Raw genomic sequence first — 20,378 nt, forward strand, 5'->3', positions numbered from 1 at the left:
AGGGAGATGGAGATCTTCAAGATCCAGTTTTCAGCAGCAGATCTAAAGGTGATCGCCCCGGAGTTGGTATTGATCATCTTCGCCCTGTTGATCTTGGGTTTGAGCGTCTTTGTTCGCGGTGAGAAGAGGGGCTTACTCGGTTATACCGCCCTGCTAGGGGTGGCCGCGGCCTTTCTCTCCCTGTTTTTGGGGATCGGCAAGGACTTAAGCGCCTTCAACGGCATGGTAAAGATCGATCCCTTCTCCTTCTTCTTCAAGGTCATGTTCTTGATCATCGCCTTTTTGACCGTCTTGGCCTCCCTGGAATACACCAGGAGGGAGGGGATAGATTTTGGTGAATATTATGTCCTGGTCTTGTTCGCCACCGCGGGGATGATGTTGATGGCCTCGGGGGTCAACCTCCTGATCATCTTTTTGGGGCTGGAGGTGATGTCCATCTCCATCTATGTCTTGGCCGGCATCATGCGGGAGGATACCAGATCGGTGGAGGCGGCCTTTAAGTACTTTTTATTGGGGGCCTTTGCCTCGGCCTTTCTCCTCTATGGTATCGCCCTTACCTATGCCTCCACAGGCACCCTCGATTTGGGCAGGATAGGCCATATCCTCACAGAGCGGGCTTGGGTCAGCAGCCTCCCCATTGTGATTATAGGGCTTGCCCTCCTGATCATAGGATTTGGCTTCAAGATCGCCTTGGTCCCCTTTCATATGTGGACCCCTGATGTATATGAGGGTGCTCCAACCTCCATCACTGCCTTTATGGCCACAGGGGTCAAGGCCGCAGGGTTCGCCGCCTTTGTAAGGGTCTTCTTTTACGCCCTGCCCAACCTGCAGGCCTACTGGACGGAGATTATGTGGCTTTTGGCGGTGGCCACTATGATAGTGGGGAACATCATCGCCCTTTCCCAAACCAATATCAAGAGGATGCTCGCCTACTCCAGTATCGCCCATGCAGGCTACATCATGGTGGCCTTTGTGGCTGGAAACGAGCTGGGCAAATCGAGCATCCTCTTTTACCTCCTGGCCTATATCTTTATGAACATAGGGGCCTTTACGGTAATAATCCTGCTGGGGAAGAAGGGGGAGGAGAACACCCTTATAACAGATTATGCGGGGATCGGCTTTAAACATCCCCTGTTGGCAGCCTCTATGTCCATCTTCATGCTCTCGTTGGCAGGGGTACCCCCCATGGCCGGTTTTATGGCCAAATTCTATGTGTTCAGCGCCGCAGTGAAGGCCAAATACTATTGGCTGGCAGTCATCGGGGTCTTAAATAGCGCTGTCGCTGCCTATTACTACCTCAGAGTGCTGATATATATGTACTTCCGAGAGCCGGAGAAGGACGTGGCGATAGAGGCCTTTTCACCAGCTGCTGTCTTAGCCGTAATTATATCGGTATGGGGTGTGTTGCAGATCGGGATCTTACCCTCTACCTTTCTGGCCCTGGCCCAACGGTCCATCCAGTTCTTATTATGAAAGGATGTCCAGTACTCCTGTATTTATCCTGAGAATAGCTCCATCCTCAACATCATTCCGTTTTCTCCCCGTTGACAGACTTGAGATATTTGGGGTAGTCTAATCTCATGCAACTTTGGGAGGTCAAGGGGATCTTAGAGGCAGAGCTTCTTTGGGAGCCTGTTGATCTCCAGCTAGAGATCGAGATGGTGGAGGCCGCTGATCTGATGAGTGATGTCCTGACCCAAAGCCTTGGTGGGGAACTGTTGATTACGGGTTTGATCAACTCCCAGGTGATCTGGACGGCGGAGATGGCAGACATCAAGGCCATCGCCTTTGTCCATGGAAAGAGTCCTGACCGTGAGACTATAGAATTGGCCAAGAACAAAGGCATTCCTTTATTGGCCACAAAACTCTTTATGTATGAGGCATGCGCCAGGCTGGCGATGCGGGGATTGACTGGTAGCTCAGGGACCATCTGGTGAGTATGCATCGATGCAAGAGCGTGTGCTGGAGCGGGATTATGAGATCGAGGGGAGGGACTTCAGGAATGCGGGGAAGGTCTCGAGCAAGGTCAAGGGGATCTTGAAGGAACTGGGTTTCGATCCGAACTTTATAAGAAGGGTGGCCATTGCCTCCTATGAGGCGGAGATGAATGTAGTTTGTCATGCGGAGAAAGGGACTCTATACTTTACCATCAGCCCTGAAAAGCTGAAGATTGTGGTGGAGGACAAAGGACCTGGCATAGAGGATATCGAGCTGGCGATGCAGGAGGGTTATTCCACCGCCTCCCCGGAGATCAGGGAGATGGGCTTTGGGGCGGGGATGGGGCTCTCCAACATCAAGAAGAACGTAGATGCGTTGAACATTGTTTCTACAGCGGGAGAGGGGACCATAGTGGAGATGATCACTAAATCCCCTACATCCGATAAAGGATTAGAATGAAAAAATCTTATGGGATCATCACCATCGATGAGGACAAATGTCAGGGCTGCGTAAATTGTATGATGTCCTGCCGTACCGAGGCCATCAGGATCTATGAGGGCAAGGCCAGGATCCTCACCAATAAGTGCATCTACTGCGGAAAGTGTTTTCGTGATTGCCCTGAAAATGCCATCACCGCCAGTACCCACGGCCTGGAAGACCTTAAGCGTTATAAATATACCATCGTCATTCCTACTTCCTCACTATATGCCCAGTTCCCTGGAGAGGGAGTGCCTAACAAGGTCCTCTGCGCCCTAAAGGCCCTCGGTTTTGACGATGTCTGTGAGGAGGCGGTGGGGGCGGAGATAGCGAGTATAGCTACCCAAGAATATCTCAAGGAATATCGTGGTCCTTACCCCATCATCTCCTCCTACTGCCCAGCCATCATCAGGTTGATCCAGATACAGTTTCCCAATTTCGTCGACAATATTAACCCCATTGAGCTCCCCGCAGAGATTACGGCCAAATATGCAAGGGAGGAAAAGGTGAAGGAGCTGGGGTTGAGGGAGGAGGAGATAGGGATCTTTTATATTGCACCTTGTCCGGCAAAGATAGTGGCCATTGCCAAAACGGAAACAAAGGAGAGGTCTTATATAAATGGGACCATATCCATCTCCGCCATCTACGGACAATTGTTGGCAGTCCTAAGGGAGGTGAGGGAAGAGGAGGATCTCCAGAAGGCCACCGGGGTAGGGATAGGATGGGCGATGAAAGGAGGGGAGATCAGGGAGCTGGAGCGCCAAAGGTGCCTGCGGGATGACAAGGAGAGCATTGTGGTGGACGGGATCAAGAACGTGATAAAAGTCCTGGATGGGATAGAAAACGGCAAGTTGCGCAACATCGAGTTTATTGAGGCGAGGTCTTGTCCAGAGGGTTGTATAGGTGGTGCCTTGACCGTGGCCGATCGCTATGTGGCCAGGGGGAGGATAAGGAAGCTGATGCTCGGCAACGAGAAGGAGTCGGAGATAAAAAGGGAAGAGGTGGTGAGGCGTTTCAGGGAAGGGTATTACTTTTTCGAGAAGAGGTTGAAACCAAAGCCCTTTGCCAGCCGCTTGGACCCTGACCCCATCAAGGCCGTGGAGAAGATGAAGCTGCGGGATGAGATCCACTCCTCTTTGCCCGGTTTGGACTGCGGGGCCTGTGGTGCCCCCAATTGCCGAGCTTTAGCCGATGACGTCGTGCAGGGGAGGGCGGAGGTAACCGATTGTATCTTCAAGTGGAGGGAGAGGGCCAAAGATCTGGCCGAAGAGGTGATGGAGTGGGCGGGAAAGAAGCCCCATTCCATACCCAAGAGGTAGATATGAAGCTTGCAGATTTAGTAAATGATCTCCAGTTGGTTGCAAAGGCCGCCCAAGGGGGGCTCGACAGAGAAGTGAAGGGGGGATATGCCAGCGACCTGCTCAGTGATGTCATGGCCAACAGCAGGGAGGGGGATATCTGGGTGACCATCCAGGGTCATCCTAACATCGTGGCAGTGGCCACCCTGCGGGACCTGGCGGGGATCATCATGGCCAATGGCCGACAGCCCGATGCGGAGACCGTGCAGCGGGCCGAAGAGGAAGGTGTCCCTATCCTGTGTACTCCCATGCCGACCTTTGAGGTCGTGGGCAGACTCTATCGCTTGGGTATATATGGCCAACGTTGATGTTGAGGGTTTATACCTCAGATCTCCATATCCATAGCTGTCTTTCCCCCTGCGCAGATCTGGAGATGGCCCCCAAGGATATCGTGAGACGGGCTGCGGAGGAGGGATTAGACATAATAAGCATCACCGATCATAATTCGGGTAAGAATGTCGAGGCCGTCATACAGGCGGCAGAAGGATCCCCAGTATCGATCTTTCCGGGAATGGAGGTGCAGACCATTGAGGAGGTGCATATATTGACCTTTTTCAAGGACCTCAACGCCCTGAGGGAGTGGGATGAAATTGTCTATGAGGGCTTGCCCGATGTACCGAACAACCCCGATTACTTTGGGGACCAACCCATCGTCAACATGGAGGGGGAGATACTGGGATTTGAGGAGAAATTATTGCTTAATTCCGTTCAGATGACCGTTGATCAGGTCTTCAAGGAGGTGGAGAGATGGGGGGGGTATTGCCTCCCCGCCCATGTCGATAGGGGTTCCTTTGGCCTTATTGGACAATTGGGGTTTATTCCCTCCAACCTCAATATCGTTGCTGTTGAGGTACACGACCTCCATAGGGCAGACCAGCTCACTGAGCTGAAGGGCCTGCGTTTTATCACCTCCTCCGATGCACACTTCCTGTCCGAGGTGGGGGGGAGAAGGTCCGATCTCCTCATGGAGGGGGTCTCTTTTTCAGAACTCAAGATGGCCCTTGAAGGCAGAAAAGGGAGGGAGATTGTCTCCCTTCGATAGGATATGTTGGAGTTGTCCCTTCATATCTTGGACATAGTTCAGAACTCTATTGTGGCTGGGGCAGACCTAATAGAGATAGAGATCGAAGAGGATAGAGGGAGGGACTATCTTCTGATCTCCATAAGGGATAACGGCCGGGGTATTCCGAAGGAAGATTTACTCAGGGTTACCGACCCGTTTTATACTTCCCGTGAGACCAGGAGGGTGGGATTAGGCCTGTCTTTGCTGCAACAGGCAGCTCTTCAGTGTGACGGTGATCTGGAGGTCAAATCTGGTCAGGACCGAGGGACTGAGGTGAAGGCCTATTTCAAACACAGTCATATAGACAGGATGCCCCTGGGGGATATGGCGAAGACGATGAGTATTTTGATAGGCGCTAATCCACAGATAGATTTCTGTTATCACCATAGGTTAGAAGGGGATGAGTTTAAATTGGATGCCCGGTTATTGAGGGAGAACCTGGATGGGGTCCCCTTGAATGACCATAATGTCATCGCCTTTATCCTCCAGGAGGTCGGTGAATGGATGGAGAGGAGGAACTGTAGGTTGAGGGAGGACAGAGATGAAGCTTGAGGAGTTGAGGGAGATAAAGGAGAGGGCCAAGAGGGAGATGGAGCTCAGGCAGAAGGGGAAGGGGATCAAGAGGGTAGTAGTGGGAATGGGGACCTGTGGCATCGGAGCTGGGGCCAGAGAGGTGATGGCAGCCATTCTAGATGAGATATCTAAGAGGGGAATTGTTGATGTAGAGGTGACTCAGACAGGTTGTGCTGGCTACTGTGAACATGAACCCATGGTGACGGTGATCGATGAAGGAGGGAGGGTCATCTATGGAAAGGTGACCCCAGATGATGCTAGGGAGATAGTGGAAAAGCACCTCTTGGGGGGTACAGTCTTAGGGCACCTGGTCTTTGAGCCTAGCTAGTCCCATGACGAAGAGACACGCTGTGATGAAAAGATATTAAAGCAATGGAGGAAGGGGGATATGGGAAATAAGGAGGGATTTTCTAAGCAGGATCTGAAGGTCTTTCACCGTATTATAGATAAGTACAAAGGGCAGAAGGGCGCCTTAATCCCCGTCTTACAGGATATCCAAGACTATTACGGTTATCTCCCCTTGAAGCTCCAGGAGATCATTGCTGAAGGCCTGGGGGTCCCTGCCAGTGAGGTATTTGGTGTGGTGACCTTTTACAACTTTTTTACCATGGTCCCCAGGGGGAGACATACCATCAAGGTATGCCTGGGTACGGCCTGTTATGTGAGAGGTGGCAAAAAGATTCTGGAGCGATTGCAGAAAGACCTGGATGTGGAGGTGGGAGGGACCACAGAAGACCTGAGGTTTTCCTTGGAAGTGGTTCGCTGCCTGGGTGCCTGTGGCCTTGCACCTACAATGATGATAGACAAAGAGGTCCATCAGAGGTTGAATCCGACGAAATTAAAGGAGGTCTGGGAAGGATATAAATAAAGTTTCCCTTTGTGATTAAGGAGGATACATGGCCAAGAAGATGACGCTGGAGGATCTCAAGAAGATCCGAGAAGATGCTCAGAGGGCGGCCAAGCTCAGGGAGGGTGAGGGGTCTATTAAGGTCATCGTCCATATGGGAACCACAGGGATTGCCGCTGGTGCTCGGGAGGTGATAGCCGCCTTTACCCTGGAATTGTCCAAACGGAACATCACCGGTGTGACCGTTGTGCAAAGCGGTGATTTCATCCTGGAGAGTGAAGAGCCAGCCGTTACCGTTGTAAAACCCAATGAGCCCAAGGTCACCTATGGGAGGATGACCCCTGAAAAGGTAAGCCGCATCTTGGTAGAACATATCTTGGGGGAAAGGATCATTGAAGAATGGGTTGTGGCTAAGGAGGAAGAATAATATATCGATGAGGAGGGGTTTACCATGGAGTTATATCGTGCGCATGTACTGATATGTGCGGGGGGTGCATGCCTTTCTTCAGGGGCGAAGGAGGTAGAGGAGGCCTTGATAAAAGAGATCTCCAAGTGTGGATTGGAAAAGGAGATCAAGGTTGTTGAAACAGGTTGTGTTGGTTCATGCGAGTTGGGACCGCTCATCATCGTCTATCCTGAGGGGGTCTTCTATCAAAAGCTTACTTCTCAAGATATCCCAGAGATCGTGGAACAACATCTTCTTAAGGGGAGAGTGGTAAAACGGCATCTGTTTATCCATCCAGAGACGAGGGAGATGATTCCCTCCTTCCGTCAGATAGATTTCTTCCGGCGTCAGCAAAAAAATGTGCTGAGGAATTGTGGGGCAATCAACCCCACGGTGATTGAGGAGTATATCGGAAGGGAGGGTTATGGCGCCTTGGCCAAGGTCATCACTTCCATGTCTCCAGAGGAGGTGATAGAGGAAATTTTGAACTCAGGTCTCAGGGGTAGGGGAGGGGCAGGGTTTCCCACCGGGTTAAAGTGGAAATTTACCCGCCAAGGCCCGGGCGAAGAGAAATTCGTCGTCTGCAACGCCGATGAGGGAGACCCTGGGGCCTTTATGGATAGGAGCCTCCTCGAGGGGGACCCCCATTCTGTCCTAGAGGGGATGGCCATTGCCAGTTACAGCATCGGGGCAAGGCAGGGGTACATCTATGTGCGGGCCGAATACCCCCTGGCCATTGAGAGGCTGGGTATAGCCATAGGGCAGGCCAGGGAGAGGGGGCTCCTAGGGGAGGGGATCTTGGGGACCGATTTCTCCTTTGATATCGAATTGAGGAAGGGATCCGGTGCCTTTGTCTGTGGTGAAGAGACGGCCCTAATGATATCCATTGAGGGTAAGAGGGGGATACCCAGGCCGAGACCCCCCTTCCCCGCCCAGCAGGGGCTTTGGGCAAAACCTACCCTTTTGAACAACGTGGAGACTTACGCCAATATACCCCTCATCATCTTGAAGGGGGCCCAGTGGTATAGCTCTATCGGGACAGAGAGGAGCAAGGGGACCAAGATCTTCGCCTTGGCCGGTGACATCAACAACACCGGACTGGTAGAAGTGCCCATGGGGATCACCCTTGGTGAGATCGTCTATGATATAGGGGGTGGTATCCCCAAGGGGAAGAGGTTCAAGGCGGCCCAATCCGGTGGCCCTTCTGGTGGCTGCATCCCCAAAGAGCACCTCAACGTTCCCATGGACTATGAATCCCTCCAGGAGCTAGGTGCCATTATGGGCTCTGGGGGGCTTGTCGTCATGGACGAGGATACCTGTATGGTGGATGTGGCGCGTTTCTTCATGGAATTTGTCCAGGATGAATCGTGTGGCAAGTGCGTCCCCTGTCGAGAGGGCACAAAGAGGATGTTGCAGATCCTGACGGATATCACCCAGGGTAAGGGGAGGGAGGGGGATATAGAGCTATTGGAGGAATTGGGCATGCGGATCAAGGACTCGGCCCTCTGTGGGCTGGGGCAGACCGCCCCCAACCCCGTATTGAGCACTATCCGCTACTTCAGGGATGAATATGAGGCCCACATTAAGCACAAAAAGTGCCCGGCGGTGGTCTGCAGCGCCCTCTTCAAGGCCCCATGCCAGCATGCCTGTCCCATTGAACAAGATGTCCCCGGCTATTTAGCCCTGATCGCCGCAGGCAGATTTGATGACGCCCTCGCCCTCATCCGCCAGAAGAACCCCTTCCCCGGGGTATGTGGCAGGGTGTGCACCCATTACTGTGAATCTAAGTGCCGTAGAGGGCAGTTGGATGAGCCGATTGCCATATCTCAGCTAAAGAGGTTCCCTGCGGACTTTCAGCGCAAGAGGAGGATTCAGACAGTCACCTTGATATCCGAGTCTCGGGAGGAGAAGGTGGCGGTCATTGGTTCTGGGCCGGGGGGGTTGACTGCCGCGCATGATCTGGCAAAAAGAGGGTATAACGTGGCGGTCTTTGAAGAACTCCCGGTGGCCGGGGGTATGATGGCTGTGGGAATACCCGATTACCGGCTCCCCAAGGATGTGCTGGCTGCAGAGATAAACATGATTGAGAGACTTGGGGTGACGATAAGGACGAATACCCGTGTGGGGAGGGATATCTCCTTTGATGATTTGAGAAAAAACTACGATGCTATCTTCATCGCTGTCGGTTGCCATGTGAGCCTAGGCTTAGGGGTGGAAGGTGAGGATCTGCACGGGGTATATGGAGGTGCGGAGTTTCTCCGGGGTATCAATCTTGGGGAGAGGTTGCCGGTGGGTGGGAGGGTCGTTGTGGTAGGTGGCGGTAATGCTGCCATTGACGCTGCCAGGACATCGGTGCGTCTTGGTGCTGAGGATGTAGTTATCCTTTATAGGAGGCAGCGGGAGGATATGCCCGCTTCAGACGAAGAAATCGAGGAGGCCCTCGAGGAAGGGGTGCAGGTCCGCTTTCTGGTGGTCCCCAAGAGGATAGTGGGCCGAGATGGAAAGGTGGCAGCAATGGAGTGTCAAAATATGGGATTGGGGGAGTTTGACCGAAGCGGCAGGAGACGTCCTGTTCCGATAGAGGGGTCGGGGTTCACCGTGGATGCGGATACGGTGATTGCTGCCATCGGCCAGGTGGCGAATCTCTCCTTTTTAGATGGGATTCGTGAACAAATTGCCCCGGGAGGGAGAATAGATATTGACTCTGAGAGCTATCAGACTTCCCTGGAAGGGGTCTTCGCCGGTGGCGATGTGGTTACAGGCCCTTGGGATGTGGTCAACGCCATCGCAGCTGGGCACAGGGCCGCGGAGGAGATCGACAGATATCTCAGGTTAAAGAAGGGGGAGCCTCCATGGAGGGAGGAGATGGCCAAATTCGAGATACCCATTGAGATCGAGGAAGAGGTGGTGGAGCGGCCAAGGGTGAAGATGCCTATGCTCTCACCGGAAGAGAGGAAGGTGAACTTCCAAGAAGTGGAATTGGGATATGCTGAGAGGATGGCGATGGAGGAGGCCAGGCGCTGTCTTCGCTGTGATCTGGAGATCGATTAAAAGGAGGGCCAAAGGATGAGTCAGGTAACAATTACCATAGACGGTAAGGAAATTAAAACGGACAAGGGGAAAACCATTCTTGAGGTCTGCCAGGACAACGGCATCCATATCCCTACGCTTTGTTATCACCCCCGGCTTCCAGTGGTAGGGGCATGCCGAATATGTGTGGTAGAGGTGGAGGGGGCACGGACACTTATGACTGCCTGCACCACCCCTGTTGATAGGGATGGAATGGTAATCCACACGAACAGTGAGAGGGTCCTGGCAGCCAGGAAAATGGTGGTAGAGCTCCTTTTGGCCAGTGGTAAACACGACTGTCTCACCTGCGAGTCTAACGGGAGGTGTGAGCTCCAAGACCTTGCCTATGAGCTAGAGGTAGAGAGTCCCCGCTTTCCCGTTGATCCTCCAGAGTACCCAATTGATGATTCTAACCCTATGATCTTGAGGGATCTCAATAAGTGTGTCCTCTGTGGGCGTTGTGTACGGGCGTGCAATGAGGTGCAGGTGAACCGGGTGATCGACTTTGGCTACAGGGGGGCAAGGACGAAGATCGTCACCGCTTATGATAGAGACTATGCGGAGTCCAACTGCGTGTTTTGCGGTGAGTGCGTGCAGGTCTGCCCTGTAGGGGCACTGACCGAACGAAAGGCCAGATTTGCCGGCAGGCCCTGGGATATTAAACGTGTTCCCACCACCTGCGCCTATTGCGGGACAGGTTGCACCTTAGACCTCAATATCGTCGATGGAAGGGTGGTCAAGATCACGGGCAACGAGGAGGGGGTGGTGAACAAGGGGAGCCTCTGTGTAAAGGGGAGGTTTGGCCACGACTTCATACACCACGAAGATCGTTTGGCCAAACCCCTGATCAAGGAAGATGGCAGCTTCCGGGAGGCCTCCTGGGATAAGGCCTTAGGTCTGGTGGCCGATAGGTTTGCCCAGATTAGGACCAAGCATGGTCCGGATAGCATTGCTGCCCTCAGCTCAGCCCGCTGCACCAATGAGGAAAACTACCTGATGCAGAAGTTTATGAGGGCGGTGATCGGGACCAATAACGTCGACCACTGCGCACGGCTTTGACACTCGGTTACGGTGGCAGGTCTTGCCGCCGCCTTTGGCAGTGGTGCTATGACCAATTCTCTAGTGGACATCTACAAGAGCGATGTATTGTTCCTTATCGGGAGCAACACCACGGAGAACCACCCTGTGGTAGCCATCAAGATGAAACAGGCGATCACCAAGCTGGGGGCCAAGTTGATTGTGGCTGATCCACGTGCGATTGAGATGGCCCGCTTTGCCCACATCTGGCTCCGCCATACCCCTGGTACAGACGTCGCCTTGCTCAATGGAATGATGCACATCATCATCGAGGAGGCACTCTACGGTGAGGAATATGTGGCGAATAGGACTGAGGGCTTCGAGGAGATGAGGGAAGTGTTGCGGCGCTATACCCCGGAGTTTGTGGAGGGGATTACGGGAGTACCCCAAGATGATCTGCGCCGAGCTGCTTGCCTCTATGCGCAGGCCCAGCGGGCCTCCATCTTTTACGCCATGGGGATCACCCAGCACATCACCGGCACTGACAACGTCAAGTCCCTGGCCAATCTGGCCATGCTGTGCGGCAATGTGGGGATTGAGGGAGGGGGTGTGAACCCCCTCAGAGGGCAGAGCAATGTGCAGGGGGCCTGTGACTTGGGGGCCTTGCCTAATGTTTTTCCCGCTTATCAGGCCGTGACCGTTGAGGAGGCCCGCAGGAGATTTGAGGAGGCCTGGGGGGTCAAGGGACTTCCCTCTGAGCCAGGCCTCACCCTGGTGGAGATGACGACTGCGGCTGCCAAAGGGGAACTTAAGGGCCTCTACATAATGGGTGAGAACCCCATGGTGAGCGACCCCGATCTGAGACACGTAGAGGAGGGATTGAGAGGCCTCGATTTTCTGGTAGTCCAAGACATCTTTCTGACGGAGACGGCTCAATTGGCCGATGTGGTGCTGCCTGCCGCCTCCTTTGCTGAGAAAGATGGTACCTTTACCAACACCGAGCGCAGGGTCCAGCGGGTTTGCAAGGGGGTTCAGCCTCCAGGGGAGGCACGGGCCGACTGGGAGATAATCGCCGATCTCGCTACCCGTATGGGCTATGAGATGAGGTATCGTTCGGCCGAGGAGATCTTTGCTGAGATCGCCCAGGTAACCCCCAGCTACGCCGGCATAAGCTATAAGAGGTTGAAAAAAGAAGGGGGGATCCAATGGCCATGTCCCACCCCTGATCACCCTGGGACCCCTTATCTCCATAAGGACAAGTTCGTCAGGGGTAAGGGGCTCTTTCATTCCATTGAATTTATCCCGCCGGCGGAACTGCCGGATAAGGAGTATCCTTTACTCCTTACCACAGGACGGGTCCTCTATCACTTTCATACCGGGACCATGACACGCAGGGATGAGGGTCTGAACTTCCGGTATCCCAAAGGTTATATGGAGGTCCATCCAGTAGATGCCTATGAGTTGGGAATTGAGGATGGAGAGATAGTGCAGGTTGCCTCCCGCAGGGGACAGATCGAGATTCCGGTGATGGTGACCCCCAAATCTCCCCAGGGGACGGTCTTTATCCCCTTTCACTTCTTTGAGGCAGCGGCCAACCGACTCACCAATCCAGCGTTTGATCCCATCGGCAAGATCCCCGAGTACAAGGTGTGTGCCGTAAAGGTGGAAAAACTGGGCTAGGAGGGTGAAGGGATGTGGGAAGAGGACATAGAAGAGATCATCCAAAGGTATAGGGGGGTCTCAGGCGGGCTGATGCCAGCCCTGCATGAGCTCCAAGGGCTATGTGGAAATTATCTCCCTGAGGAAGCGGTCAAGAGGTTGGCCGAGGGTTTGAACGTCTCCTTTAGTCAGGCCTATGGGGTGGCCACCTTTTACACCATGTTCTCGGTGGCACCCAGAGGCAAAAACATCATCAGGGTCTGTGAAAGTCCCCCTTGTCATCTGATGGGTGCCGAGAGCATCATCGAGATAGTGGAGGATGAATTGGGGGTAAGAGTCGGTGAGACCACCCCCGATGGGCGGTTTACCTTAGAGTTGACGAGTTGTATTGGGGTCTGCGGGGTGGCCCCCGCTATAATGATAAATGAAGAGGTCTACGGGAACCTCACCAGAGATAAGATTCCGGAGATATTGAAAAAGTATAGGTGAGATGAAGGAGGCGAAGATGGCCTTTTACCGAGCCCATGTCCTTATTACCATGGATTCCCAGAGTGTCCTCATGGGGGCCCATACAGTAAAGGGGAAGCTACAGAGGCGGATAGAGGAACTGGGATTACAGGATGAGGTCAAGGTGATAGATACCGGGAACCTGGGCCTCACAGGGATGGGTGTCGTCTTGGTGGTATATCCAGAGGGGGTCTATTATGTAAACGTCACCCCCAAGGACGCCGAGCTGATCGCAGAAGAGCACCTCCTCAAGGGGAGGGTGGTAAAAGGCCTCCTCTATGAGGCCAAGGTACCACCAGAGGTGGCGACCCTATGGAGGAGAAAGGCAGCGGAGAGGGTAGTCCTGAAGAACTGCGGCGTTATTAACCCTGATTCCGTTGAAGAGTACATCGCCCAAGATGGATATGAGGCCTTGGGGAGGGCCCTTACGGAGATGACCCCGGAGGAAGTGGTGGAGGTGGTAAAGGGATCTGGTTTGAGGGGCAGAGGTGGGGCGGGCTTCCCCACCGGCCTGAAATGGAGTTTCACCCTGCCGATAAAAGAAGAAGAGAAATACATGATCTGCAATGCCGATGAAGGGGAACCGGGCACATTTAAAGACCGCCTCATCCTGGAAGGGGATCCCCATCGTATCATTGAGGGGATGACCATTGCCGCCTATGCCATAGGGGCGCACAAAGGCTACATTTACATCAGGGGTGAATATACCCTTTCCATCCGACGCCTCATGCAGTCCCTTGAACAGGCCAGAGAGATGGGTTTTCTGGGTAGGGATGTCTTCGATTCAGGTTTCGATTTCGACATCGAGATTCGCACTGGCGCTGGGGCCTATATCTGTGGCGAGGAGACGGCCCTCATCGAATCCATAGAAGGGCATCGGGGTTATCCCAGGTTTAGGCCCCCTTTTCCTGGTGTAGTAGGGCTCTGGGGCAAGCCTACGGTGGTCAACAATGTGGAGACCCTGGCCAATGTCCCTCCCATCATCCTCAAAGGGCCAGAATGGTTTAAGTCCTTGGGGAATGAGCGCTGTTCAGGTACCAAGGTCTACACCATGTTGGGGCATATCAACAACGCTGGCCTCATAGAGGTCCCCATGGGGATCACCTTGAGGGAGGTGATCGCCGACTATGGCGGCGGGATGCGGGAAGGGAAGGGCTTCAAACTGGCCCAGACAGGGGGGACAGCAGGGGGTTGTGTATCCCAAGAGCTCCTCGATGTCCCCATGGACTATGATTCTATGGCAGAGGCAGGGACCTCGCTAGGGTCCGGTGCCCTCCTGATCATGGACGAGACCACCTGTGTGGTGGATATGGTCAAGTCCTTTGTCAAATTCTTCAGGCATGAATCGTGCGGACAGTGTACCCCCTGCCGAGAGGGGACCCACCGCCTCTATGAGTTGATGGATAAGATATCTCAGGGCAAGGGCGGCCAGGAGGCCATCGACCTTCTCGAGGAAACAGCCCAAGTGATGGCCGAGACCTCGCTGTGCGCCTTGGGCCAGTCACCCATGGTGTCTATCAGCACCTCCTTGCGCTTTTTTCGCGATGAATACCTCGCCCATGCAATAGAAGGGAGGTGCCCCACCGGGGTGTGTCGGATGGGGGAATAGGCTATGCTCTTTAGGGGAAAAAGAGGGACGTCCATTTGTAAATTAGTTGACAGTTTACTATATTGATAATATTATATGTCTTATGCCACGATCAGCCAGATTGGATGCACCAGGTGTATTGCACCACGTCATTATACGGGGAATAGAACGTAAGAAGATATTCAGAGATAATAAGGACCGCGACAATCTTCTTGAGCGGCTCAGCGAACTGGTGTCTAAGACCAGTACTAGCTGTTATGCATGGGCACTCATGTCCAATCACGCTCATTTTCTCCTTCGGACAGGAGAGGTGGGATTATCGACTCTCATGAGGAGACTGCTTACAGGATATGCAGTGAGTTTTAACCGAAGGTACAAGAGGCACGGTCAGCTTTTCCAAAACCGATACAAATCCATTATCTGCCAAGAAGATATCTATCTCAAGGAATTGGTTCGTTATATCCATCTAAATCCCTTAAGGGCGAAGGTCGTCTCTGATATCTCTGGGCTTAACAGATATCCTTACTGTGGTCACAGTGTGCTGCTGGGTAATAGAGAACAGGGGTGGCAGGATACAGAATATGTGTTATCTTATTTTGGCAGTAAGAGAGGTGAAGCGAGGAAGCGGTATATTGGTTATATGGAACAAGGGATAGCGCAAGGCAGGAGGCCGGAGTTGGTCGGAGGTGGTTTGATTCGGAGCCTTGGTGGGTGGGACGAAGTCAAAAAGGTGCGCTTGAGGGGGCATAATCGACTCAAAAGTGATTAGCGGATACTGGGTGAGAGCGATTTTGTTACGCAAGTTCTGGCTCAGGCCGATGAAAAGTACACTCGTCAGTATGAATTAAGGCGCTTGGGATATGATCTTGAATGGGTTGAGCAGAGAGTTGCTGCGATATACGGGATTGATAAGGAAGAACTTTACTTAAAGGGGCGTCAGAAGAAGCGAGCAGAGGCGAGGAGTCTGCTCCTTTACTGGGCGGTTCGAGAATTAGGGATCAGTGGGACTTCTTTGGCGAAGCGGTTCGAGATGAGCCAGCCAGGGATTGTCTATGCAGTAAACAGAGGGGAAAAAATAGTCAGAGAGAGAAACTACCGATTGTTAGAATGAATTACCTATTTACAAATGGACGTCCCTCCTTTTGTTCCCCTCCTTTTGTTCCCCGAAATGGAAAACCAGTTGCTGTGTTGGTTTCGCTTGAGGATGAAGGTGAGATAGAACGTATGGTTTTGGCCTATTCCCCCAAATTCCAAAGCATTCTGCAAGCTGCCAAGCGACAAATTCGAGAGGAGGGTGGCATCAAGCACGAAGACTTCTGGCAAGAGATGGAGGAGCTTTAAGGGGACATCCCTTCTCCCCTCCCCTGAATTTGCCAAAAATTAACAATTTGGCGATTTAGCTTTTAAAAGACTTCGGGAAAGATTAAAGGATCTTGGAATAAAGGAAGTGATAGAAAAATCTATAAAGACGTCATAAGTCTTCAAATTTAAAAGAAGAAAGGGAGGTTTATCATGGACGATAGCATTGACGAGGAGCAGTGGAAAAAAGTAGAAATCATCGGATATTGTCCCTTAATGTCGCAAGGGGCAGATATGGTTGATTGTAAAAGAGAAAAGTGTACATGGTGGAGGCAGGCTCGATCGGGTCGCCCGAAAGGAAAGGCAGCGTGTGCAGTCAACGATCTTGTCTCCCAATTGGGCACAATTAATAGTAGGTTTCCAATTGCAATTAAAGATCTTGTCTCCCAGTTAATTATACTTAATGGTAGGTTACAAACCTTAATAACGGAAGTTGCTAAAAGGGATGAATTCAGGGATCAAAGAGAGGAAGAGAGGCCAAAATCCTGAGTATAGAGGAAAGGTAATCAGGGTGGATAAAGTATTTCAAACCCATCCTATAAGGGAGCTTTAAGGAACGTTCATAAAAATATAATATTTCTTAAATTCAAAAATTAGGATTGCATAATTTCATGGATGTCCCCTTTCTTAAGCCCTTTCTTAGGAGCTATCCTGATATAAAGGTTCTTGCCGATTTCCTATTTTGTCTATTTATGTATGAAATAATCAGAAACTATAGCCCCTTGTTTTTAACAAACTGCAGGGCCTTTTGGGCGGTTAGTTCGGCTTGATGGACGCAGTCGCTAATCCCGATACCCCTATAAGCGCTCCCGGTCAGAAAGAGGCCCGGATGTCTCGATAGACCTCTCTGGATGAGGGAGAGCCTTTCCTCATGTCCCAGGGTGTACTGGGGCATTGCCCTTGCCCAGCGAAAGATTCGCACAAGGAAAGGAGCGCCCTCTATCTTTAGGATCTCGTCGATGTCATTTCTCACCGCTGCGAGCAACTCTTCATCCCCCCAAGATACCAATTCTTCGTTCTTCGCCCCACCCACAAAACAGCGCAGCAGGACCATCCCCTTTGGGGCCCTCTGGGGGAACTTTACGGAGCTAAATGTTGCGGCCATGATCTTGAGCCCCTCTAAGCGGGGTACTACGAACCCATATCCGTCGAGGGGATGGCCTATCTGCGGGCGCCGATAGGCAAGATTGATGGTGGCCGTGGAGCAATAGGGGATGGTGAGGAGTTGATTTACTATATCGTCGTTGACCCCTTGCAGGAGCCCCGCCGTTACAAAGGCCGGTGCCGCCAGGACTAAGGCGTCCACCTCCAGACCCCTTTCCTCCCCCCTTATCCGCAGATGGTATCGCGGTCTGCCCGCTGGTTCCCCAATAACTTTTTCCACCTCCACCACCTCCCGCTCCAAGAAGATGGACCTTGGGGGGAGGGCCTTCCCCAAGGCCGAGACCATCTGTTCCATTCCCTCTTTTAGAGTAACGAACATGGTATAGGAGGAATTAAAATGCGAGAGAAATCTCTTCTTTCTCCGATACATCCCCCAGATGAGGCTGCGATGCTCCCTTTCAAGGTCAATAAAGCGGGGAAAGGTGCTCTGCAGGTTCATGGCCTCTGGATCTCCGGCGTGGATGCCTGCAACCAGGGGTTCAGCGATCCGCTCCATGGCCTCCCTTCCCAGCCGGCGGCGGACAAAGGCGGCCAGGCTTTCTTCCTCATCCGTTCTTTTCCGAGGGAGGATCAGATCCAGGCCCATGCGCAGCTTACCTGGTAGACTGAAGAGAGGACTCTTTACAAAGGGCCAAAGACTGGTGGGGACCAGCAACATGAAGCCCTCGGGCAGCTCATGTAGTCTTCCTTGCCAGAGGATGAAGGTCCGGCTGGCCTCCTGGTTGGTGCCGACCAGCTCCCCCTCCAGGCCTAATTCTCGACATAGTTGCAGGGCCCATGGTTTTTCCGAGAGGAAGCAGTCAGGTCCTCCCTCCATGAGGAAACCTTCTGCTCTCTCGGTAAGGATGGAGCCACCCAGCCGCCCCTCTTTTTCGAGGAGGATAATTTCCAACGGCCTCCCCCCTTGGCGGGAGAGCTTGTAAAGATAATAGGCCGTGCTGAGGCCGGCGATGCCGGCACCGATGATAGCGACCCGCTTCATCCCCTTTCCAGTGCCCCTTTCACCAGATGTGCGAGGGTCTCGATCAACTCCGGCGAGTCGTTCAGGCAGGGGACCCTGATAATCTCTAAACCCCGTTCATTCGCCCATGCTTTCAGGTAGATGTCCAGATCGTAGAGGGTCTCCAGGTGGTCGCAGATAAATCCCACGGGGACGATCAAGGCCTTCTTATATCCCTTTTGGGAGAGTTCTTCCAGGATGGTTTCCGGCTCAGGTCCCAACCATTCCCCTCCTCTTGCCCGGCTCTGAAAGGCCAGCTGCCAACGCAGGGGGCCGGTGGTCTCGATAATCCCTTTTATCGTTTCCTCTAATTGTCCTACATAGGGTGTGCAGGAAGCGGCATCCAGGGGTAGGCTGTGGGCGGTGAAGATTACGGGTACCTCTTTTCCCCTCTCGGATATCTCCTTTAAGGTCTTGTCAATCCTCTTGGCCCAGGCCGCGCAAAGGCAGGGGTGGGCATACCAGTCATCGACCTGAATAAAATTCATCCTTTCCTTCCAAAGGGCGACAACCTTCTTCACCTCTTCATAATAACCCTCTGAGGTGAAGGGGGAACAATAGGGGGAGAGGCTCAAGAGGATGATCCGAGAGGCCTTTTCTTTGTTGATCTCCTCCAGGGTCTCAGCGATCAGTGGGTGCCCGTAGCGCATCCCCACGTAGACGCGCAGGGGTTGCCCCCCTTTTTTTAATCTCTCTTTCAAGGTCCTGGCTTGGCGAAGGGTCATCTCGGGCAGGGGTGAGGCATTGCCAATGGATCGGTAGCGTCTTTTAAGCCCTTCGATTTGTGCCGGCGAAGGTCTCTTCCCCAAGAGCCTCTCCAAAAACCACCCCACTTCATCCAATGAGCGGGGACCACCAAAGGCCAGCAGCAAGACTGCTGTGCGGGAAAGGGCGCCCTCTTCTTTCATCTATCTCCTGCTGAGGCGGTGTACCGCCTCCACCATGGCTATCACATTCTTCTGCGGTGTCTGGGGTAAGACCCCATGCCCCAGGTTGAAGATGTGTCCAGGCCTTTCTCCGGCCGCATCCAAGATCTCCTTTACGCATATCTCGATCCTCTCCGAAGGACCAAGAAGGGCCGCTGGATCCAAGTTTCCCTGTATCCCCACCTTGTAGCCCAGTCTCCTCCAGGCCTCGTCTAGGTCGATGCGCCAGTCGATGCCGATGACATCTCCTCCAGCCTCCTTCACCAACTCGAGAATGCCCGATGCCCCGGTGGCGAAGTGGATGGTTGGGACCTCAGGGGTCAATCCCTGAAAGACCCTTCGGTTGTGGGGGAGGACGAACTCCTCATAGTCCCTGGGGGATAGGGCTCCAGCCCAGCTATCGAAGAGCTGCACCGCCTGTACCCCTGCATGGGCCTGGGCGTTGAGGTAGGAGATGACCACCTCGCTGAGCTTTCCCATCAGGAGGTGCCAGCAAGGAGGGTCCTGATACATCATGGACTTGGTCCGGACGAAGTCCCGGGTGCCTCCTCCCTCTATGATGTAGCTAGCTAGGGTGAAGGGGCCCCCGGAGAAACCGATCAAGGGGATTTCCCCTTTGAGCTCTTGGCAGACCATTCTTATCGCCTCTACAACAAAGAGGAGTTCCTCCTCGGCCTCGATGACCCTGAGTCCCTCCACCTCAGGGCGACTGCGGGGGGGGTTATGGATCACTGGCCCCTCTCCTCTGGTGAATTCAAGATCGATCCCCATCGGCTCCAAAGGCAGGAGGATATCGGCGAAGATGATGGCGGCATCCACCTTTAGTTGCTCTACAGGTAGGAGGGTTACCTGAGCTGCCAGCTCGGGTGTCTTGCACAGGGTGAGAAAGGGGAAACGCCGTCGCAGAGACCGGTATTCCTTCAGGAAACGGCCTGCCTGGCGCATCAGCCATACCGGGGTGTATTCTGTTTGCTCCCTGCGGCAGGCCCTAAGAAAGACAGAGGTATCCTTCACAGTCTTACCCTCGATTTTCGATCATCATAATGTTGTTTTTTGCCATCCCTGTCAAGGAGAACTTCCTCTCCAGAAGAGATGGTTCAGGAAGCCCAATCTGAGAGGTCTCTTTTTTAAATTCTTGTGATAGCCTTGGACCTTTTGGTTTTGATGATTGACATCTGCATGTTTTAAATTATAAATGGTTTTGTGGCGAGAAAGATCAAGGGGTCAGGTCTTGCTTTTTGCCACCCTTGAGGCTAACCTGCTTACCCTGGGGAGAATTTGGAGTCAACCCATGACATTGGACAAATAATTTTAGAGAAATCAGGATTAAACCTACAAAATCCATTTGCTAAACTACCCCATAAAAGGGGCCTTTTTATTGCCCGAAA

19 protein-coding genes and 1 pseudogene are annotated in these 20,378 nt (G+C 52.9%); 17 read left to right on the plus strand and 3 right to left on the minus strand.

Features of this window, described 5'->3' with window-relative positions:
- Positions 1–6 precede the first annotated feature (6 nt).
- The 17 genes and pseudogenes from JRI46_03180 to JRI46_03260 all read left to right on the plus strand — a co-directional run bounded on the left by JRI46_03180 (position 7) and on the right by JRI46_03260 (position 16,389).
- Positions 7–1,473 (plus strand): NADH-quinone oxidoreductase subunit N, encoded by a 1,467-nt coding sequence (locus JRI46_03180; GenBank protein ID MBW2038585.1) that lies wholly within the window; start codon positions 7–9, stop codon positions 1,471–1,473.
- Positions 1,474–1,580: 107 nt separating this feature from the next.
- The gene (locus JRI46_03185; protein MBW2038586.1) at positions 1,581–1,937 is read left to right on the plus strand and encodes a hypothetical protein; all 357 of its coding nucleotides are present in this window, start codon (positions 1,581–1,583) and stop codon (positions 1,935–1,937) included.
- Positions 1,938–1,962: 25 nt separating this feature from the next.
- The gene (locus tag JRI46_03190; protein MBW2038587.1) at positions 1,963–2,397 is read left to right on the plus strand and encodes an anti-sigma regulatory factor; all 435 of its coding nucleotides are present in this window, start codon (positions 1,963–1,965) and stop codon (positions 2,395–2,397) included.
- Entirely contained in the window at positions 2,394–3,734 is a 1,341-nt protein-coding gene (locus JRI46_03195; protein MBW2038588.1) for a 4Fe-4S binding protein, read from the plus strand. The genes JRI46_03190 and JRI46_03195 overlap by 4 nt, the downstream gene beginning before the upstream one ends.
- A gap of 2 nt (positions 3,735–3,736) precedes the next feature.
- Positions 3,737–4,081 (plus strand): serine kinase, encoded by a 345-nt coding sequence (locus JRI46_03200; GenBank protein ID MBW2038589.1) that lies wholly within the window; start codon positions 3,737–3,739, stop codon positions 4,079–4,081.
- On the plus strand, positions 4,081–4,815 hold the full coding sequence (locus JRI46_03205; GenBank protein ID MBW2038590.1) for a PHP domain-containing protein: 735 nt from the start codon (positions 4,081–4,083) through the stop codon (positions 4,813–4,815). The genes JRI46_03200 and JRI46_03205 overlap by 1 nt, the downstream gene beginning before the upstream one ends.
- 3 nt (positions 4,816–4,818) lie before the next feature.
- Positions 4,819–5,388 (plus strand): ATP-binding protein, encoded by a 570-nt coding sequence (locus JRI46_03210; GenBank protein MBW2038591.1) that lies wholly within the window; start codon positions 4,819–4,821, stop codon positions 5,386–5,388.
- Positions 5,378–5,737 (plus strand): (2Fe-2S) ferredoxin domain-containing protein, encoded by a 360-nt coding sequence (locus tag JRI46_03215; protein ID MBW2038592.1) that lies wholly within the window; start codon positions 5,378–5,380, stop codon positions 5,735–5,737. Before JRI46_03210 ends, JRI46_03215 begins: the two co-directional genes overlap by 11 nt.
- 60 nt (positions 5,738–5,797) lie before the next feature.
- Entirely contained in the window at positions 5,798–6,277 is a 480-nt protein-coding gene (nuoE, locus tag JRI46_03220) for an NADH-quinone oxidoreductase subunit NuoE (protein MBW2038593.1), read from the plus strand.
- A gap of 40 nt (positions 6,278–6,317) precedes the next feature.
- Positions 6,318–6,683 carry a (2Fe-2S) ferredoxin domain-containing protein gene (locus JRI46_03225; protein MBW2038594.1) on the plus strand — a complete coding sequence of 122 codons (366 nt, stop codon included), beginning with the start codon at positions 6,318–6,320 and terminating at the stop codon, positions 6,681–6,683.
- A gap of 24 nt (positions 6,684–6,707) precedes the next feature.
- Positions 6,708–9,752, plus strand: coding sequence for an NADH-quinone oxidoreductase subunit NuoF (gene nuoF / locus JRI46_03230; protein MBW2038595.1), 3,045 nt, complete (start codon positions 6,708–6,710; stop codon positions 9,750–9,752).
- Positions 9,753–9,767: 15 nt separating this feature from the next.
- Entirely contained in the window at positions 9,768–12,467 is a 2,700-nt protein-coding gene (gene fdhF, locus JRI46_03235; protein ID MBW2038596.1) for a formate dehydrogenase subunit alpha, read from the plus strand.
- A 12-nt stretch (positions 12,468–12,479) separates the two neighbouring features.
- A complete protein-coding gene (gene nuoE / locus JRI46_03240; protein MBW2038597.1) occupies positions 12,480–12,935 on the plus strand; it encodes an NADH-quinone oxidoreductase subunit NuoE in 456 nt (151 codons plus the stop codon).
- 16 nt (positions 12,936–12,951) lie between these two features.
- Positions 12,952–14,562, plus strand: coding sequence for an NADH-quinone oxidoreductase subunit NuoF (gene nuoF / locus JRI46_03245; GenBank protein ID MBW2038598.1), 1,611 nt, complete (start codon positions 12,952–12,954; stop codon positions 14,560–14,562).
- 82 nt (positions 14,563–14,644) lie between these two features.
- Positions 14,645–15,652, plus strand: a pseudogene (locus JRI46_03250) (transposase).
- Between the two features lie 74 nt (positions 15,653–15,726).
- Entirely contained in the window at positions 15,727–15,882 is a 156-nt protein-coding gene (locus tag JRI46_03255) for a hypothetical protein (protein MBW2038599.1), read from the plus strand.
- A gap of 171 nt (positions 15,883–16,053) precedes the next feature.
- Positions 16,054–16,389 carry a hypothetical protein gene (locus JRI46_03260; GenBank protein MBW2038600.1) on the plus strand — a complete coding sequence of 112 codons (336 nt, stop codon included), beginning with the start codon at positions 16,054–16,056 and terminating at the stop codon, positions 16,387–16,389.
- 223 nt (positions 16,390–16,612) lie between these two features.
- Here JRI46_03260 and hemG read toward each other — a convergent pair whose 3' ends face one another.
- From hemG to hemE, 3 genes are read right to left on the minus strand one after another with little or no spacing between them, the layout of a single operon-like run.
- Positions 16,613–18,046: a protoporphyrinogen oxidase gene (gene hemG, locus JRI46_03265; GenBank protein MBW2038601.1), complete on the minus strand. Its 1,434-nt coding sequence runs from the start codon at positions 18,044–18,046 to the stop codon at positions 16,613–16,615.
- Positions 18,043–18,972 (minus strand): ferrochelatase, encoded by a 930-nt coding sequence (gene hemH / locus JRI46_03270; GenBank protein ID MBW2038602.1) that lies wholly within the window; start codon positions 18,970–18,972, stop codon positions 18,043–18,045. Before hemH ends, hemG begins: the two co-directional genes overlap by 4 nt.
- Entirely contained in the window at positions 18,973–20,004 is a 1,032-nt protein-coding gene (gene hemE / locus JRI46_03275; GenBank protein ID MBW2038603.1) for a uroporphyrinogen decarboxylase, read from the minus strand. It lies immediately after the preceding gene.
- Between the last annotated feature and the right edge of the window lie 374 nt (positions 20,005–20,378).

Source organism: Deltaproteobacteria bacterium (assembly GCA_019308925.1).
In the GTDB taxonomy this organism is placed as follows: Bacteria; Desulfobacterota; B13-G15; order B13-G15; family RBG-16-54-18; genus JAFDHG01.

What these genes read in the sequence shown, in the direction of transcription:
- JRI46_03180 (MBW2038585.1), top strand. Translation starts at nt 7, where the DNA reads ATGGAGATCTTCAAGATCCAGTTTTCAGCAGCAGATCTAAAGGTGATC.
- JRI46_03185 (MBW2038586.1), top strand. Translation starts at nt 1,581, where the DNA reads ATGCAACTTTGGGAGGTCAAGGGGATCTTAGAGGCAGAGCTTCTTTGG.
- JRI46_03195 (MBW2038588.1), top strand. Translation starts at nt 2,394, where the DNA reads ATGAAAAAATCTTATGGGATCATCACCATCGATGAGGACAAATGTCAG.
- JRI46_03200 (MBW2038589.1), top strand. Translation starts at nt 3,737, where the DNA reads ATGAAGCTTGCAGATTTAGTAAATGATCTCCAGTTGGTTGCAAAGGCC.
- JRI46_03205 (MBW2038590.1), top strand. Translation starts at nt 4,081, where the DNA reads ATGTTGAGGGTTTATACCTCAGATCTCCATATCCATAGCTGTCTTTCC.
- JRI46_03210 (MBW2038591.1), top strand. Translation starts at nt 4,819, where the DNA reads ATGTTGGAGTTGTCCCTTCATATCTTGGACATAGTTCAGAACTCTATT.
- JRI46_03215 (MBW2038592.1), top strand. Translation starts at nt 5,378, where the DNA reads ATGAAGCTTGAGGAGTTGAGGGAGATAAAGGAGAGGGCCAAGAGGGAG.
- nuoE (MBW2038593.1), top strand. Translation starts at nt 5,798, where the DNA reads ATGGGAAATAAGGAGGGATTTTCTAAGCAGGATCTGAAGGTCTTTCAC.
- JRI46_03225 (MBW2038594.1), top strand. Translation starts at nt 6,318, where the DNA reads ATGACGCTGGAGGATCTCAAGAAGATCCGAGAAGATGCTCAGAGGGCG.
- nuoF (MBW2038595.1), top strand. Translation starts at nt 6,708, where the DNA reads ATGGAGTTATATCGTGCGCATGTACTGATATGTGCGGGGGGTGCATGC.
- nuoE (MBW2038597.1), top strand. Translation starts at nt 12,480, where the DNA reads ATGTGGGAAGAGGACATAGAAGAGATCATCCAAAGGTATAGGGGGGTC.
- nuoF (MBW2038598.1), top strand. Translation starts at nt 12,952, where the DNA reads ATGGCCTTTTACCGAGCCCATGTCCTTATTACCATGGATTCCCAGAGT.
- JRI46_03260 (MBW2038600.1), top strand. Translation starts at nt 16,054, where the DNA reads ATGGACGATAGCATTGACGAGGAGCAGTGGAAAAAAGTAGAAATCATC.
- hemG (MBW2038601.1), bottom strand. Translation starts at nt 18,046, where the DNA reads ATGAAGCGGGTCGCTATCATCGGTGCCGGCATCGCCGGCCTCAGCACG.
- hemH (MBW2038602.1), bottom strand. Translation starts at nt 18,972, where the DNA reads ATGAAAGAAGAGGGCGCCCTTTCCCGCACAGCAGTCTTGCTGCTGGCC.